17 protein-coding genes are annotated in these 16,545 nt (G+C 67.9%); 11 read left to right on the top strand and 6 right to left on the bottom strand.

What is annotated here, in order from left to right; translation table 11 throughout:
* Positions 1–15 precede the first annotated feature (15 nt).
* A complete protein-coding gene (locus tag CTB96_RS13875) occupies positions 16–528 on the top strand; it encodes a hypothetical protein (RefSeq protein WP_110127447.1) in 513 nt (170 codons plus the stop codon).
* A gap of 37 nt (positions 529–565) precedes the next feature.
* Complete coding sequence (locus CTB96_RS13870; protein WP_110127446.1) at positions 566–1,117, top strand: hypothetical protein; 552 nt, start codon at positions 566–568, stop codon at positions 1,115–1,117.
* Here the strand turns inward: CTB96_RS13870 and CTB96_RS13865 are convergent.
* Positions 1,114–1,971: an oxygenase MpaB family protein gene (locus CTB96_RS13865; protein WP_110127445.1), complete on the bottom strand. Its 858-nt coding sequence runs from the start codon at positions 1,969–1,971 to the stop codon at positions 1,114–1,116. The genes CTB96_RS13870 and CTB96_RS13865 overlap by 4 nt on opposite strands.
* Before the next feature lie 146 nt (positions 1,972–2,117).
* Here CTB96_RS13865 and CTB96_RS13860 point away from each other — a divergent pair, with 146 nt between their 5' ends.
* Complete coding sequence (locus CTB96_RS13860; RefSeq protein ID WP_110127444.1) at positions 2,118–2,678, top strand: YceI family protein; 561 nt, start codon at positions 2,118–2,120, stop codon at positions 2,676–2,678.
* An 87-nt stretch (positions 2,679–2,765) separates the two neighbouring features.
* Here CTB96_RS13860 and CTB96_RS13855 read toward each other — a convergent pair whose 3' ends face one another.
* From CTB96_RS13855 to sepH, 4 genes are all read right to left on the bottom strand, one after another.
* Positions 2,766–3,497, bottom strand: coding sequence for a TMEM175 family protein (locus CTB96_RS13855; protein ID WP_110127443.1), 732 nt, complete (start codon positions 3,495–3,497; stop codon positions 2,766–2,768).
* A gap of 9 nt (positions 3,498–3,506) precedes the next feature.
* Positions 3,507–4,493 carry an FUSC family protein gene (locus tag CTB96_RS13850; protein WP_345788782.1) on the bottom strand — a complete coding sequence of 329 codons (987 nt, stop codon included), beginning with the start codon at positions 4,491–4,493 and terminating at the stop codon, positions 3,507–3,509.
* 96 nt (positions 4,494–4,589) lie between these two features.
* Positions 4,590–5,744 (bottom strand): winged helix DNA-binding domain-containing protein, encoded by a 1,155-nt coding sequence (locus tag CTB96_RS13845; RefSeq protein ID WP_110127441.1) that lies wholly within the window; start codon positions 5,742–5,744, stop codon positions 4,590–4,592.
* A 48-nt stretch (positions 5,745–5,792) separates the two neighbouring features.
* A complete protein-coding gene (gene sepH, locus CTB96_RS13840; RefSeq protein WP_110127440.1) occupies positions 5,793–6,923 on the bottom strand; it encodes a septation protein SepH in 1,131 nt (376 codons plus the stop codon).
* A gap of 199 nt (positions 6,924–7,122) precedes the next feature.
* Here sepH and CTB96_RS13835 point away from each other — a divergent pair, with 199 nt between their 5' ends.
* Entirely contained in the window at positions 7,123–7,416 is a 294-nt protein-coding gene (locus tag CTB96_RS13835; RefSeq protein WP_066599570.1) for a DUF4193 domain-containing protein, read from the top strand.
* Between the two features lie 7 nt (positions 7,417–7,423).
* Here the strand turns inward: CTB96_RS13835 and CTB96_RS13830 are convergent, their stop codons facing one another.
* A complete protein-coding gene (locus CTB96_RS13830) occupies positions 7,424–7,879 on the bottom strand; it encodes a DUF3093 domain-containing protein (RefSeq protein WP_110127439.1) in 456 nt (151 codons plus the stop codon).
* A gap of 38 nt (positions 7,880–7,917) precedes the next feature.
* Here CTB96_RS13830 and dut point away from each other — a divergent pair, with 38 nt between their 5' ends.
* The 7 genes from dut (at position 7,918) to CTB96_RS13795 (ending at position 16,528) form a co-directional block, all read left to right on the top strand.
* Positions 7,918–8,442, top strand: coding sequence for a dUTP diphosphatase (gene dut, locus CTB96_RS13825; RefSeq protein ID WP_110127438.1), 525 nt, complete (start codon positions 7,918–7,920; stop codon positions 8,440–8,442).
* Positions 8,443–8,525: 83 nt separating this feature from the next.
* A complete protein-coding gene (locus tag CTB96_RS13820; protein ID WP_110128491.1) occupies positions 8,526–9,119 on the top strand; it encodes a DUF3710 domain-containing protein in 594 nt (197 codons plus the stop codon).
* Between the two features lie 53 nt (positions 9,120–9,172).
* Positions 9,173–9,967: a DUF3159 domain-containing protein gene (locus CTB96_RS13815; RefSeq protein WP_110127437.1), complete on the top strand. Its 795-nt coding sequence runs from the start codon at positions 9,173–9,175 to the stop codon at positions 9,965–9,967.
* Between the two features lie 151 nt (positions 9,968–10,118).
* On the top strand, positions 10,119–12,935 hold the full coding sequence (acnA, locus tag CTB96_RS13810) for an aconitate hydratase AcnA (protein ID WP_110127436.1): 2,817 nt from the start codon (positions 10,119–10,121) through the stop codon (positions 12,933–12,935).
* Between the two features lie 96 nt (positions 12,936–13,031).
* Positions 13,032–14,999, top strand: coding sequence for a 1-deoxy-D-xylulose-5-phosphate synthase (dxs, locus tag CTB96_RS13805; protein ID WP_110127435.1), 1,968 nt, complete (start codon positions 13,032–13,034; stop codon positions 14,997–14,999).
* 168 nt (positions 15,000–15,167) lie between these two features.
* Positions 15,168–15,551: a MerR family transcriptional regulator gene (locus CTB96_RS13800; protein WP_110127434.1), complete on the top strand. Its 384-nt coding sequence runs from the start codon at positions 15,168–15,170 to the stop codon at positions 15,549–15,551.
* Positions 15,548–16,528 carry an aldo/keto reductase gene (locus CTB96_RS13795; protein WP_110127433.1) on the top strand — a complete coding sequence of 327 codons (981 nt, stop codon included), beginning with the start codon at positions 15,548–15,550 and terminating at the stop codon, positions 16,526–16,528. The genes CTB96_RS13800 and CTB96_RS13795 overlap by 4 nt, the downstream gene beginning before the upstream one ends.
* The last annotated feature ends 17 nt before the right edge of the window (positions 16,529–16,545 follow it).

Genomic DNA, 16,545 nt, shown 5'->3' with positions numbered 1-16,545 from the left:
TACCCAGGAGGAACGATGGGGTACTTCCTATCACCGGACAGCGCCGCGGCGCTGGCCCGGCTCACCGACGTGGACGGTGACGCGTCAGCCGCTCCCGTGGAGCGGTTGCGGGCCATCCGGGTGCTGCTGCGTGACCTCGACGCCGATCCGGCTGCCCTCGCGAGCGTGCGTGCCGCCCTCGCCGACGGCGTGAACTGGCCGGAGATCGCCGACGCGGCCGGCCTGAAACCCACCGCGGCCAAGTGGCGCTGGGCCGGTACCGACGCCGAGATCGCCGCCCGGCTGGACGCGGGACGCAAACGCAGCACCCGGCCGAGCAGCGTGCCCACCGACCTGCCCGGCCATTCCGTCACCGAGGCCGCCGCGCTGCTGGGCGTCACGGCGCAAGCGGTCTATCAACAGGTGACCCGGGGTAGGCTGATCAGTCGCACGGTCGAGCTGGCCGACGGCCGGAGCTACAAGCGCGTCTTCCTCCCCGGCGACGCGCTACCCTCACCGACAGAAACGACAGAGCCGCCAGCACCCTAACGACCGTGCCCGCGATTTCCTCGATTACGGAGTGACCATGACTGATCAGAGCTACGACCCGTTCGACCGCACCCGCCCGCTCGACACCGCCAACTCGACGGAACGCCTGGAGATGCCCAGGGCCGAGGCGACCGCGCCTGCCCCCGCCGACGACTCCGCACCGGTTCGCCCGGCGAAATCCGAGCGCCGCACCCTGATCAGCGACCTGCGCACCGGTCCGCCGCAGCGCGCCGCCCTGGTGGTGCTGGTCGGCATCGCCGTGCTCACCATCGCCTTCCTGATCATGATCTTCGTCAACGTCTCCAACGAGAGCGTCATCGCCCTGGCCGTCATCGCCACGCCGATCGCCTCGATGGTCGCCGCGTACTACGCGGTCACCCTGAGCATCCAGCAGGTCAAGACCGAACGAGGCGACAAGGAAGCGGCGATCCAGAAGCTCGAAGGCGTGCAGGCCGATGCGCGCGAAACCGAGGTCTGGGCGTCTCAGATGGAGTCGGGGCTGCGCGTGGCCATGGCCAAGCTCGACGGCGCCGGGATCTCCACCGCCGCGGTGACCCGCGCCGCCGGCACACCGGACGACTTCTTCTAACCACCGGGCGGCTGGGCCTCCCGGCCCAGCCGCAGGTAGTGCCTCATCGGCGCGTGACGCACCCAGCGGGGCAGGCGCGGGTAGACGACGCGCACGAGCCGGATCAACCGGTCGAACCGGCGCTGCCGGCCCGGTGACCAGGGCAGCGCGAAGAGGTCGCGCTCAGCAGGCTCCAGCAGCCCGGTCGTCAGAAGCCGAGCCAGCGGCATCACCAGGCGCAGCCCGATCGGACCCCGGGCCGGGTGCAGCAGCTGGTCCGCCACCGCCCGCGTCGTCCCATCCGTGGCCAGCGTGCCCACCTCGGCGCGCCAGTAGTCCTCGAAGGCCGCCCGGTCGGCCGGCCACAGGCCCGGCGGCACCTGAAGGGCAGTGCCCAGCACGCCGTAGTCCCGGTACACCGCCTCAGCGTCGATGTCGGCCAACGGCCCATAGACCAGATTATGCATGCGGGTGGCGGAGTCGTACAGGGTCGCGGCCACCCACAGCTGCAGGCGGGGATCGAAGGCGTTGTAGGCCGGCGCCGTCGGGTGCCCGACCGGGTCTGCCGAATCTGGCGCCGGACCGTGCACCGGCCGGTGGGCCAGCGCGACCCGTCGCACGGCCGCGGCCCGGTCGATCGGGGTGCCGCAGGTGACCGCATAGACATAGGCGAGCGTGCCGTGCAGCCGATTCAGGGGTCGGGTGGCGAAGTCGCTGTGCCGGGCGACACCGTGCCCGACGGCCGGGTTGGCGAGCTGCAGCAGGATGGCCCGGCCGCCGGCGAGAACCAGCACGCTCTCCGGGGCGATGTCGCGAATGCCCAGGGGAGCACGGCCCACCGCCGGTTCGGTGCCGGCGCTGCTCGCTGTGACCACGATCGTTCCCTTCGACAGGGCGAGCCTACGGCGTTAATCAGGCGTTCACATTTTTCTTCGGGATCCATGGAATAACCTGAGGTCGTATGCAATTGCATATACCTGAGGGCGACGAATCCACTTGCCCCACGTACTTGAGGAGCACCATGAGCGACATCGACACCACGAGCATCCCCGGCTACAAAGCGGGAACCTGGACCATCGACCCCACCCACAGCGCGGTCAGCTTCAGCATCCGCCACATCATGATCAGCAAGGTCAAGGGCTCGTTCGAGAAGTTCGACGCCACGTTCGTCACCACCGAGAACCCCCTCGAAGCCAGCGTCACCGCGTCCGCTCAGGTCGCGTCGATCAACACCAACGAGCCCAACCGCGACGGCCACCTGCGCACCGGCGACTTCTTCGACGCCGAGACCTACCCGACCATCGACTTCGTGTCGACCGGCGTGCGCGTCAACAAGGGCGACTACCTCGTCGACGGCAACCTCACCATCAAGGGCGTTACCAAGCCCGTCACCTTCGACTTCGAGTTCGGTGGCTTCGGCGGAGACCCCTACGGCAACTACAAGTTCGGCGCCACCGCCAAGGCCGAGATCAACCGCGAGGACTTCGGCCTCACCTACAACGCGGCCCTCGAGACCGGCGGCGTGCTCCTCGGCGACAAGGTGACCATCACCCTCGACCTGCAGGGCGCCCTCCAGGCCTAAATCTTCAGTCGGCGACAGCCTGACCGAACGGGGATCCCACCGAGTGGGGTCCCCGTTTTTGGTGTCAACCCACTCTGAGCGCGCGGCTCAGTCGACGACCACGCCGTCGGGTGTGGGTCTCACCACCCCCGTGCGCCGCAACACCCGATTGATGAGCGGGTCGAGAGCGAACAGGAAGAAGGCGGCGGAGCCGATCAGCGTGGCCAGCGGCACCACGCACACGGCCTGGGCGAGTGCGCTGACCGAGTTCACCCTGCCGTTGTGCACGGCCTCCGCCGACGCGCCCTGCACCAATTGCCGGCGCGGTGAACTCGCGTGGAACCACTGCCAGGTACTGAAGAACAGAATGAGCACGAAGTTCAGCGGCAGCAGCGTGCGCCCGAGCAGAAAACGGCTGAACTCGTCGTTGAGGCTGGTGGTGAACGGCACGAGCACCACCCCGAGCAGCCGGAAGTTGTTCAGCCAGACGATCGTAGTGTCGACCCTGGGGATGAATTCGAACTGGCGCACATGGATGAGCCAGAGAACGCTGAGCAGCAGGAAGCTGATCACCACGTTGAGGATGCTGGGGGCCACCGCGAAGACCTGGTGCACGAAACCGGCATCGGTGCGCACCGTGCCAAAACCGTCGATGGAGAGGTTGAGCACCAGCAGGGTTGCTGCGATGGCGAAGACACCGTCGGTGTACGACTCCAGGCGCCTGGTGGAGAGCACGGTGCGCCGGTCGGCGGCCGCTCCTGCCGGGCCCGCGGCCGGTGGCGTTGCGGGGCCGTGCGCGCCCTCTGGCTCTGGCTTCTCGGCGTCCGGGCTGCTCGGCATGCCGGAAGCCTACTCGCCGGTGATTTCCTCGCGCACGCGGCGCAGGTCCTCCATCAGCGCGCCGATCAGGATCCAGTGCTGAGGGTGCGGCGTCATGATTATCAGCGGTGCGGTCAGCGCCGGTGGTTCCACCACCGGATTGTCCGCCGCGGCCGCCGCCGGAGCAATGGTCAGGAGCCGGAGGTCGTGCGCCGCGCGTTCGAGTTCGATCGCGTACGCCTGCACCGTGGGTTCGAGGTGGAGCGAGTCGTCGTAGTGGTCCCGCAGTGCTCTCGTCATGCCCAGGGCACGGGTCACGAGCGGCACGAGGCGCCTGTAGAGGTCGGTGTCAGCATCCAGCACCTCGCGGTGCTTCGCCTGCCGGGGGTTGAGCGTGAGGCTCTCCTCCGCCTGGCTGATGGCCTTCTCCGCCTTCGCGAGCATGGGCCGAAGCAGGCGGGCCTGGATCATCAGTGTTTCCAGGTCGGCGTACTTCTGCGGGCTGAGCAGCGCTGTGGCCACCCGGTCGAAGGTCGCGGCGATCTCGAGCGTGAGTCGGGTGACGGCGTCGTGGGCCGGGGTGAGCAGCACCGGCGGAACGATCCAGGCGTTCACGACCACGGCGATCGCTGCGCCGAGAATGGTCTCGATGATGCGGTCCCTGGCGTAGGTGGGTGTGGCGGCGCCGAGGGTCAACACGAGCATCGCGCTGATCGGCAGCTGGTTCGCCGACCCCGGCGAGAGCTTCAACGCCCAGGCCAACAGGATGCACAGCACGATCGCCGAGAGCACGATCCAGCTGGATTGGCCGAAGACGAGCCCGATCGCGAGAGCCACGAGCACTCCGCCGACCACGCCGAGGCTGCGCTCGAGCGCGCGCCCGAGGGACTGGTTGACACTGGGCTGCACCACGAAGATGGCCGCCATCGCCGCGAAGATGGGCAGTTCCCCCGGCAGCAACCAGAGTGAAATGATCCAGGCCAAAGCCACGGCCACCGACGTTTTGAGGGTCTGCAAAAGCGGGATCCGTCTGGACACTCGCAGGTTGGCCGTTATTCGCACTGTCATAGGGTACAAGCCCGCTGAGGGGTCGAAAGGCTCTGCCCAGGCGGGTCAGCCGGCGGCCGGCGCTGCTGCCGGGAGAACGTGCACGGGGCGGCCGAGGAAGTCGCCGTATTCGTGCAGCGCCCGCTCGGCGGCCCGCACGTCGGCGGCAGGCAGTTCGTCGAAGGGTTCCGGCCGTACGGTGATCAGCCGCGGCTTCCACTCCCGCCGCCAGGTGCCGACCACGCGGCCGCCCTTGACCAGGATCGGCAGGAAGATGCCGTTCTTACCCGGCACCACCCGCTCGAAGCTGCCGGGATCCAGGGCGAAGCTGCGGTCGCGGTAGCCGAGCAGGTACTCGTCGAAGCCGGCGAGTGCCACCACGGCGGCCGGCCCTCGCCCGCGGACCGCCCGGGGGAGCGGGGCATCTTCGGCTGCGGGCAGCAGATACCCGGTGCCGTCGACTTCGAGCTCGACCAGCTGCGGCGCGGCGACGGCCTGCGCGATCTTGGCCTCGGCGACGGTGAGCTGCGACCACCAGGTGAAGTCGCTCAGGGTGGCGGGGCCGTGCCCGGTCAGGTACCGCAGCAGGTGCTCGCCAAGGGATTCATCGCGTTCGAGCCGCCGCATCCGCGGCACCCACTCGTCCAGGAGCACGAGCATCTGCTGCGAATCGAGCTGCCGACCCCAGCACAGCGTGCCGGACTGGGCGAGGTGCCAGATCAGGTGGTAGCCGCGCTGGCCGCCGGCGTCGATGCCGTTCCGCTCGAGCAGGGCCTGGAATTCCAACCGGCTCAGTTCGCGGCCGCCGGTGAGAGCCTCGACGGCCACGGCCCGCGCCTGTTCGATGGTCGCGTCGTCCAGGCCCAGGTCTCTTCGGCGGGTGGCGGAGCCCGTCCACAACCGCGGTGTGCTGAGTGCGAGCATCCAGCCGAGATCCGGACCGGGAACGAAATGCAGGGTTCCGCGCATCGGCCAGGAACGGACGATACGCCCGGAGTCGATCAGGCGGTCGACATCGGCTGAGGTGCTGCCCGGTGCGCGCACGGCGGCGGCCCACTTGGCCCAGCGCAGGTCCTGCGCCTGCAGGGCCAACATCCGGTCGACGACCAGCGCGGGACCGTCCGCGGGATCGACGCCGATCGAGCTCTGACCGATCGACCCGGTCAGCGCCTGGCTGGCCAGGCGACGTCGGGTGATATCGGAGCGGGAGGCGTGGGTCACGCCCCCAGAGTGTCAGCCGATCAGCATAAACACCAGCGGGGGGAGGGATCAGGCCAGGTCGTCGTCGGTGCGGGCGCCGAAGACGATCTCGTCCCAACTGGGCATCGACGCGCGGCCGCGGCGGCCGGTTTGCCCGGTGCGCGGCTGGCCGGTCGCGGCCTGGCTGGCCCAGACATTCCGGGCGGCATCCGGGCGTTCGGGTGCCGGGTCGGCTGCGGCGGGCGTCGGGGTGTCGGAAACCAGCCGGATGCCGGTCTCGGCCGAAGCACGTTCGTGCCTCGGTGCGTCGGCTGCGGCGTCCGATGCCTGAGCGGCGGCACCGGTCTCTCCGGCGGCGGCCTCCCGCTCGCCACGCCGACGGCGCAGTGACTCGAGCAGGTCGGCGGTTTCGCTCAGGCTCTGGGCCGGTTCGTCTGCGCGCTTGATCGCGGCCTTCGAGACGGCTTCGGTCGTGCCGGCCGGGCGCGCATACGGCACCGGGTCGTGCAGGGGAGCGGTGTCGTTGAGGATGTCGTCGGGGAGCGATTCCTTGAAGGTGAACGCGCCGCTGTCGAAACGACTGACGTCGGCGAGGCTGGTCTCGGCACCCACCGCGCGCAGGCGGGGGATCAGGGCGCCCTTGAGCTCACCCTGTTGCGACAGCGCGATGGCCTCACTGCCGATGGGCGAGAGCGAGTTCTTCTTGGGTTCGAAACCCCAGCGGGCGTCGTGGTCGATGTCGTCGGCCGTGAAGGCCAGTTTGACGATCCAGCCGGCGCCGGGTTCCTTCCAGCTCGCCCAGCGTTCGTTCGTGGCTCCGAGCGACGCCAGTCGTTCCCGGATGACACCGCCGAAGTTGGCCGGCTCGTCGGCCGGGTCCGGATCGATCGCCGTGTGCACGGGCACGCTCAACGCCGAGGAGACGATGTACTCGCGCTCGGCGACGACGGGACCCTCGAACCGGCGCACGAAGTCCAACGACGCCCCGGTCACCGCGGCGACGTCCTCCGCCGACATGCCGGCACGGATGTGCGCCTGCACCTCCCGGGGGGAGAGCTTGGCCCGAACAGACGAATCCGTTTGGGTTTGGCGAAGCCGGGACTGGAGAACTGCGTCGATGGGGATCCGAAAACGATCACCCTCCTCAGACGCTGCAAGCAGCGCGCCGTTCTCGACTCCGATAACTTTCAAATCCTGCATGGCGAAAGCCCTCTCGCGATCACTACTGATTGGCCAACCATGCCATGTGAACCCGCCATATTCGGGGAATACACCGGGCGTGCCGCAAGTTGACCACAGAGCCAACCTGAAAGGTTGGTGAAGGGTTTGCTATTCCGCACGGATTGTTGCAAACTATGGCCGCCGATTTCGTTAATCGGCGTAAATGAAATGGATGGGCATGGCAACCGACTACGACGCACCGCGAAAGACCGAAGACGACTCAGAGTCGATCGAGGCCCTCAAGGAGCGTGTACCCGACAAAATGTCTGGTGTCGTTGATGTTGACGACTCCGACAACCCCGGTGGTTTCGACCTCCCGGGCGCCGATCTGTCCGACCTCGACCTCGACGTCGTCGTTCTGCCCCCGCAGGCCGACGAGTTCACCTGCGTGGAGTGCTTCCTCGTGAAGCACCGTTCGCAGATGTCGCACGAGACCAAGCTCGGCCCGGTCTGCCTGGAGTGCGACGCCTAAAGCGCGCTTAGTTACTTGATGCTGGCCGTCGTGATCCATTGATCGCGGCGGCCATTTTCTGTGGGCGGCGACTGGAGACCAGCCAGTACGGTGCCGGGTCGGTGGGGTCCTCGAGCGGAATCCGCACCACCGGTGTGATCCAGCCGCGGATCAACAGCCAGGCCCGAGCATCCAGCCGGGTACCGCGCTCCGCCGTGGCCTCTGCTCCCTCGTAGTCGACAGCCTCGCCGAGCAGCCGGGTCTCGATGCGCGCGTGGCCGGCGATGAGCACCCCGCCTGAGACCTGCACCGTGGGCGAGGCCAGCAGCAGCAGGAGCACGCTGCCCAGGTACAGGCCGGCCGCGGTGAGCACGCCGACGAGCATGTTGATCGGGGCAAAGATCAGGATGCTCGCCGGGATGACGAGGGCGACGATAAGGAAGAGCCACGGGGATGGCCAGAGTTTTTCGCGATAATCGGGCATGGGTCTATTCGACCAGATAACTGCACTACCCTCGACACGTGGTTGAAAGCGTCGAAGTCCTGATTACAGCGTCCGTTCTCCCGACATACGCCCATCCGGGTGACGCCGGTGCCGATCTGCACGCCGCTGAAGCGCGCATCCTGGCCCCGGGCGAACGCGCCCTGATCGGCACGGGAGTGTCGATAGCGTTGCCGGATGGATACGCGGCCTTCGTCGTTCCCCGCAGTGGGCTCGCCGCCAAGCACGGCATCACCGTGGTGAACTCGCCGGGCACCGTCGACGCGGGCTACCGCGGCGAGATCAAGGTCTGCCTGCTCAACACCGACGCCACCGCACCCTTCGCGATCGAGGTCGGCGACCGGATCGCCCAGCTGATCGTCGTTCCGGTGTCCCGCGCCGTGTTCGTTCCCGTCGAACGCCTGCCCGGTAGCCACCGAGGAGAAGGCGGCTTCGGCTCGACGGGCGTCGCAGCCCGTGCCACGGTTGAGGCAGCGGCCGATTCGACCCCACCTACCATTGCGGCTCCGCACCCGGCGGATCCCCAGAGCGGAGAAACCCTGTGAGTGACAACGTGAACCCAGACACGCGCTCGAGCACCGAAACGGACGGCGCCGAACTCGCCGAAGCCGAACAGCTCTTCCCCGACATGAGCGCCAAGTCCGCTCCGGCCGACCGTGATGTCGACGGCCCCCTCGACGAATCAGAAGCCAACCCCGTGCGCCCCTACGTCGACCTCGGCGGCGTCAAGATCCTTCCCCGCGAAGGACTGCACCTCCGACTCGAAATCGAAGAGGGCAGCAAGCGGGTCGTCGCCATCGGCCTGGACTACGCCGGTTCCACCCTGCAGGTGCAGGCCTTCGCCGCGCCCCGTTCGAGTGGACTGTGGCACGAGATCCGCACCCAGATCGCCGACCAGATCGCCAAGCAGGGCGGCTCGACCACCCCGCGCGAAGGTCCGTTCGGTCCGGAGCTCGTCGCCGAGATCCCCGTGGCAGCCGGCCAGACCGGTGCCGGATCGACCCGTCTGGCCCGGTTCATCGGCGTCGACGGCCCGCGCTGGTTCCTGCGCGGGGTCATCGCCGGCGAGGGCGCCATCAAGCCCGAGGCCGCAGCGCAGATCGAAGACCTGTTCCGCAGCATCGTGGTGGTGCGCGGCTCTGCACCGATGCCCCCTCGCGACCTCATTCCCCTGCGGATGCCCGCCGCACCGGCCGGCAGCGCAGAACCCACCGGCGCCTAACCTCCGCCACACCCGCCGGGGTCGTCCCGCCCTGCCTCACCGAAAGAACCCTGATGACGGATTCCCAGTCTGAGCCCACCCGACGGACCCCGGGCGACGACGCCGGACCGGAGACCCCGGCCGCCGGCGCCCTCGGCGACAGCATGGCCGCCGCAGCACGACGGGCCGGCTTCAGTGCGGCCGCCGACGGCGAACCCATCAGCGGCCATGCCCTGCTCGCCGCGATGGGCGGCATCAGGGGAATCGTCGAAGCCGTGCTGCCCGGCCTGGTGTTCCTGGTCACGTACAGCCTGACCCTCGACCTCATTCCTGCGCTCATCGCACCGGTGCTCATCGGGGTGGTGTTCTTCGTGCTGCGGCTCGCGCTCAAGCAGACCGTCACCCAAGCCGTCGGCGGCCTCGTCGGCATCGCCATCAGCGCCGTTCTGGCCCTGCTCACCGGCCGGGCGGAGGACTTCTACCTGCCGGGTTTCTGGACCAACGCCATCTACGGCACCGTGCTGCTGGTCTCCGCTCTGGTCGGCTGGCCGCTGATCGGCGTCGCGGTCGGTTTCCTCAAGGGCGAGCAGCTCGCCTGGCGGGCGAACCCATCCAAACGACGGGTGCTCAGCATCCTCACCTTCCTCTGGGCTGGATTGTTCGCTCTCCGCCTGGCCGTGCAGCTTCCCCTGTACTACTCCGGCAACGTGGAGTGGCTCGGCGCGACCAAGCTGCTCATGGGCATTCCGCTCTTCGCACCACTGCTCGTGATCTCCTGGCTGATGGTGCGCTCGGTCTACGCCGCCACCGATCCGGCCGGGTCCCGCGACACTCCCACTGCCGAGGACAACACCCGCACGCAACCCTGACACCGGAACCGGTGGAGGCATCGGTGATATGATTATCTTGACGTCAAGATAGTTTGGTAAGGCTACCCTTGCTGGCCAAACTCGGCGTCCCATCGTCAGGATTGGGGAGTGCGGACGGTTTCCCGTCGGTTTCCACAAAGGAGAGGGCATCGTGTCTGCTGTAAATAGTTTTGGAGCTCGGGACACCCTGCGCGTCGGTTCGACAGACTATGAAGTCTTTCGCCTGGACGCCGTTGAGGGCTACCAGAAGCTGCCGTTCAGCCTCAAGGTGCTGTTGGAGAACCTCCTCCGCACCGAAGACGGCGCCAACATCACCGCGGACCACATCCGCGCCCTCGGCTCCTGGGTGCCCACGGCCGACCCCGACACCGAGATCCAGTTCACGCCCGCCCGCGTGATCATGCAGGACTTCACCGGCGTGCCCTGCATCGTCGACCTCGCCACCATGCGTGAGGCCGTTGCTGCCCTCGGCGGCGACCCTAACACCATCAACCCGCTCGCTCCGGCCGAGATGGTCATCGACCACTCCGTGATCGCGGACCTGTTCGGCAGCGACAACGCCCTCGAGCGCAACGTGGAGCTCGAGTACCAGCGCAACGGCGAGCGCTACCAGTTCCTCCGTTGGGGCCAGACCGCTTTCAACGACTTCAAGGTCGTGCCGCCGGGAACCGGCATCGTGCACCAGGTCAACATTGAGTATCTCGCCCGCGTCACTTTCACCCGTGAAGTCGGCGGCGTCCTCCGTGCCTACCCGGACACCTGTGTCGGCACCGACTCCCACACCACCATGGTCAACGGCATCGGCGTGCTCGGCTGGGGCGTCGGCGGCATCGAGGCCGAGGCGGCCATGCTGGGCCAGCCCGTGTCGATGCTCATCCCCAAGGTCGTCGGCTTCAAGCTCAAGGGCGCGATCCCCACCGGTGTCACGGCAACGGATGTCGTGCTCACCATCACCCAGATGCTGCGGAAGCACGGCGTTGTCGGTAAATTCGTCGAATTCTACGGCGAGGGCGTCGCCCAGGTGCCGCTGGCCAACCGCGCCACCATCGGCAACATGAGCCCGGAGTTCGGCTCCACCGCCGCGATGTTCCCCATCGACGACGTCACCCTCGACTACCTGCGCCTGACCGGCCGGAGTGAGGACCAGGTCGCCCTCGTCGAGGCATACTCCAAGCTGCAGGGCCTGTGGCACGACCCCGCCCAGGAGCCCGTCTTCAGCGAGTACCTCGAGCTCGACCTCGGCACCGTCGTGCCGTCGATCGCCGGACCGAAGCGTCCGCAGGACCGCGTCGAACTCAGCAACGCGAAGAGCCAGTTCGAAATCGATCTGCAGAACTACGCCACGCACGACCTGTCCATGGTGGACGCGGCCGTGGAGGCATCCTTCCCGGCCTCCGACCCGATCGGCTTCACGGCACAGGACGAGCAGAGCGCGCACCAGATCTCCCACCAGCACGTGAGCCATGCTCCCGTCTCGGTGTCGAGCCCGGTTCCGATCACGACCGCCGACGGAGCCAGCTACACCCTGGACCACGGCGCCGTCGCGGTCGCGGCCATCACCTCCTGCACCAACACGTCGAACCCGTCCGTCATGCTCGCCGCCGGACTCCTCGCCCGCAATGCCGTGAAGAAGGGCCTCAAGTCCAAGCCGTGGGTCAAGACCACCCTGGCGCCGGGCTCCAAGGTCGTCACGGACTACTACGCCAAGGCCGGCCTCACGGGCGACCTGGAGGCGCTCGGCTTCTACACCGTCGGCTACGGTTGCACGGTCTGCATCGGAAACACCGGTCCGCTCATCGACGAGGTTTCCGCCGCGATCAACGACAACGACCTCGCCGTGACCGCCGTGCTGTCCGGAAACCGTAACTTCGAGGGCCGGATCAGCCCCGACGTCAAGATGAACTACCTGGCGAGCCCGCCGCTGGTCATCGCCTACGCCCTGGCCGGCTCCATGAACTTCGACTTCGAGACGGACTCGCTTGGCATCGGCAGCGATGGCAACGAGGTCTACCTCAAGGACATCTGGCCCGACTCCGCCGAGGTGCAGTCCACGATCGACAGCTCGATCGACACCGAGATGTTCACGAAGGAGTACGGCGAGGTCTTCGAGGGCGACGAGCGCTGGCGTTCACTGCCGACGCCCGACAGCGAGGTCTTCGAGTGGGATCCCACCTCCACCTACGTGCGGAAGCCCCCGTATTTCGACGGCATGACGCTGGAGACCACCCCGGTCTCCGACATCGTCGGCGCCCGCGTGCTCGCCAAGCTGGGCGACTCGGTCACCACCGACCACATCAGCCCGGCCGGCAACATCAAGGCCGACAGCCCGGCCGGTGCGTACCTGGTGGAGCACGGCGTCGAACGTGCCGACTTCAACTCCTACGGCTCGCGCCGGGGCAACCACGAGATCATGATCCGCGGCACCTTCGCGAACATCCGACTGCGCAACCAGCTGCTCGACGGCGTCGAGGGTGGCTACACCCGCGACTTCACGAAGCCGGATGCGCCGCAGTCGTTCATCTACGACGCCAGCCAGAACTACCAGGCTGAGGGAACGCCGCTGGTGATCTTCGGCGGCAAGGAGTACGGCTCCGGTTCCTCGCGGGACTGGGCGGCCAAGGGCACCAGCCTCCTGGGCGTCAAGGCCGTCATCACCGAGAGCTTCGAGCGCATCCACCGCTCGAACCTGATCGGCATGGGTGTTGTTCCGCTGCAGTTCCCGGCGGGCGAGAGCTGGGCGTCGCTCGGCCTCGACGGCACGGAGAGCGTGTCGATCTCCGGCATCGAAGAGCTCAACGAGGGCCGCACGCCCAAGACCGTGCACGTGGTCGCGACGCCGACCGAGCATTCTGCGCCGGGCAAGGCCGTCGTCGAGTTCGACGCCGTCGTGCGCATCGACACGCCGGGTGAAGCGGACTACTACCGCAACGGCGGCATCCTGCAGTACGTGCTGCGCTCGCTCGTCTAACCGGTAATTCGCAGAATCGTCTCAGGCTGGCGCGTAGACTCGGGGAATCCGAACTGCGCGCCAGTTCTGCGTTCAGAAACGTGAGAGGTAGCACCTATGACCCTTTTGGAGACGATCCACGGTCCCCGGGACCTCGACGGTCTCTCGAAGGAACAGCTGGTCGATCTCGCCGCTGAGGTCCGTGCCTTCCTTGTCGCCGAGATCTCCAAGACCGGCGGTCACCTCGGACCGAACCTCGGTGTGGTCGAGATGACCATCGCCATCCACCGCATCTTCGACTCGCCCCGCGACGCCATCGTCTTCGACACCGGGCACCAGTCCTACGTGCACAAGATGCTCACCGGCCGGCAGGACTTCAGCCGCCTGCGCCAGACTGACGGCCTGGCCGGCTACCCGCAACGCCGCGAGTCCGAGCACGACATCGTGGAGTCGTCGCACGCTTCCAGTTCGCTGTCCTGGGCCGACGGCATCTCCCGGGCGTTCGAGATGACCGGGCAGAGCGACCGCAACGTGATCGCCGTGGTGGGCGACGGTGCCCTGACCGGCGGCATGACCTGGGAAGCGCTGAACAACATCAGCGACGACAACAACCGCCGCCTGATCATCGTCGTCAACGACAACGGGCGCTCGTACGCTCCCACCATCGGCGGCATGGCCAGGTTCCTCAACACCGTGCGGCTGCGACGCAGCTACAAGGCCGCGTACATCAGCAGCCGGGAGGCGTTCGACCACATGGGTGCGCCGGGCCGGGCGCTGTTCCGTGGTGTCCGCGGCGGCATGCACGGCTTCCTCAGCCGGTTCTCCAACAACGAGGCGCTGTACTCCAACCTCGACATCAAGTACATCGGCCCGGTCGACGGGCACGACATGGAAGCCATGCTCGAGGCGCTCAGTCAGGCGAAGGACTACGGCGCCCCGGTGATCGTGCACACCATCACCCAGAAGGGCAAGGGCTACGACCCCGCCGTGCAGGACGTGGCCGATCAGTTCCACGCCGTCGGCGTGATCGACCCGGAGACCGGCGAACCGACAGAGTCCGCCGGGGCTCCCTCCTGGACCTCGGTGTTCGCCGACGAGCTGCTGACCCTCGCCACCGGCAACCCCAAGCTGGTGGCGATCACCGCCGCCATGCTGCGGCCCACCGGGCTGCACAAAATGGCCGAACGCTTTCCCGAGCGCGTGCACGACGTCGGCATCGCCGAGCAGCACGCCGTCGCCAGCGCGGCGGGCCTGGCCTATGGCGGCCTGCATCCCGTTGTCGCGCTGTACGCCACGTTCATCAACCGGGCGTTCGATCAGGTGCTGATGGATGTGGCCCTGCACAAGGCCGGGGTGACCTTCGTACTCGACCGGGCCGGCGTCACCGGGCCCGACGGCCCCAGCCACCACGGCATGTGGGACCTCGCGATCCTGCAGGTGATTCCGAACATCCGCCTGGCCGCTCCGCGCGACTCCACCCGGTTGCGCGAGGAACTCGCCGAGGCCGTGCTCGTCGATGACGGCCCCACCGTGCTGCGTTTCCCCAAGGGGTCGACCGGCGTGGAGTTCGATGCCCTCGAGCGCCTCTCCGACGGCGTTGACGTGCTGTTGCGCAGCAAGCAGCAGGATGTTCTTATCGTCACTGTCGGCCCGATGGCCGGCATGGGCCTCGAGGTCGCGGAGCGGCTCGCCGCCCAGGGCATCGGCGCCACCGTCGTCGACCCGCGCTGGGTCGTGCCCGTGCCGCAGAGCATCATCGACCTGGCCGGCCAGCACCGCATCGTGGTGAGCCTGGAAGATGGCATCAGGGTCGGCGGAATCGGCACCCGCATCCGCCAGGACCTGCGCGAAGCCGGCGTCGACACCGCCGTGACCGAACTGGGGCTGCCGGACGAATTCCTCGACCACGGCACCCGGGCCGAGATCCTGGAACGGGTCGGCCTCACCCCGCAGCACATCGCCCGCGACGTGGTCGCGATGGTGCTCGGCAGCAAACTCCCGCACGCCCGCGCGCTGCCCGCCGACGCCGCCGCGGATCGCTCACAAACCGGCACCGTCCCCCTCCAGCGAGCCCCCCGCGACTAGTCCCGTCCCGTCCCGCAACTGTTCCCGAAGCGGACGTCTGCGGCCGGTGCGCCGGCCGCAGAAGTCCGCATGGGCAACAGTTGTGCGGGAAACATTGTGCGGGGAACCGGCGCACGTCCGCTCGTCCCGGCTTGACTTCGAGCGCGCTCGAAGTTCTAGGGTTGCTGCATGACCCCACACACTGAAGAGCTCGCCATTTCGGAGGTCGCCGAGCGCACGGGTCTTACCGTGCACACCCTGCGCTACTACGAACGAGCGGGGCTCATGCTCGCCCCGATCCAGCGGGCATCCTCCCGTCATCGCACCTACACGGCGGCGGACCTGACCTGGATCACCTTCCTCACCAAGCTGCGCTCGACCGGCCTGCCGATCAGCCAGGTGCGCGCATACGCCGACCTGGCGCGGCTCGGCGATGAGACCAGGGCGGACCGGCTCGAACTGCTGCAACGGCACCGCATCACCGTCGTGGCGCAGTTGGCAGAAATGCAGGCCAGCCTGGCCGCCATCGACTACAAGATCTCCCTCTACGCCCGAAAGGACACCCCCGCATGAAGCACATCACCCTCGGCACCTCCACCCCGCTCGACGTCGGCCGCCTCGGCCTGGGCTGCATGGGCATGTCCGCCTTCTACTCCGGGGCCGGCCAGGACGACGCCGAGTCGGTCCGCACCATCCACCGGGCCATCGACATCGGCGTCACCCTCTTCGACACCGCCGAGATGTACGGGCCGTACCTCAACGAAGAACTCCTGGGCAAGGCACTGGCCGGCCGCAGGGACCGGGTGGTGATCGCCACCAAGTTCGGCACCATCCTGCACCGCGGCGACGGGAGCCGGGGCCTGGACGGCAGCCCGGAAAACGTACGCCTCGCGGTGGAGGGTTCACTGGCGCGGCTCGGCACCGACCACATCGACCTCTACTACCAGCACCGGATGGACCCGGCCGTTCCGATCGAAGACACCGTCGGCGCCCTCGCCGAGCTCATCCAGGAGGGCCTGATCGTCCACTACGGGCTCTCGGAGGCCGCCCCGGCCACCATCCGCCGGGCGCACGCCGTTCACCCCGTCACGGCCCTGCAGACCGAGTACTCGCTCTGGAGCCGCGACCCGGAGCAGGAACTGTTGCCGCTGGTGACCGAACTCGGAATCGGCTTCGTGCCGTACTCACCGCTCGGCCGCGGCTTCCTCACCGGCACCATCCGCTCTCTCGACCAGCTGGATGCCGGCGACTTCCGCCGCGACAACCCCCGGTTCGCCGGCGAGAACCTGGCCGCGAACATCCGCATCGTGGAGCAGGTCGACGCCGTCGCCGCCGAGCTCGAGGCCACCCCGGCGCAGGTCGCGCTGGCCTGGCTGCTCGCGCAGGGCGAGCACATCGCACCGATCCCCGGCACCAAGCGGGTGAGCCGGCTCGAGGAGAACGTGGCCGCGGATGCGTTGCAGCTGAGCTCCGAGCAGCTCGCGACGCTCTCCGCCATCGGCGCTGCGGCCGGTGACCGTTACGCCGACATGACCCCGCTCAACCGCTGACGCCACTCTAACTGTTC

The sequence above is a fragment of the Cryobacterium arcticum genome (assembly GCF_003185895.1).
GTDB classification, from domain to species: Bacteria; Actinomycetota; Actinomycetes; order Actinomycetales; family Microbacteriaceae; genus Cryobacterium; species Cryobacterium arcticum.
The sequence above is the reverse complement of the archived record's forward strand: the minus strand, read 5'-3'. Positions and strand labels throughout refer to the sequence as shown.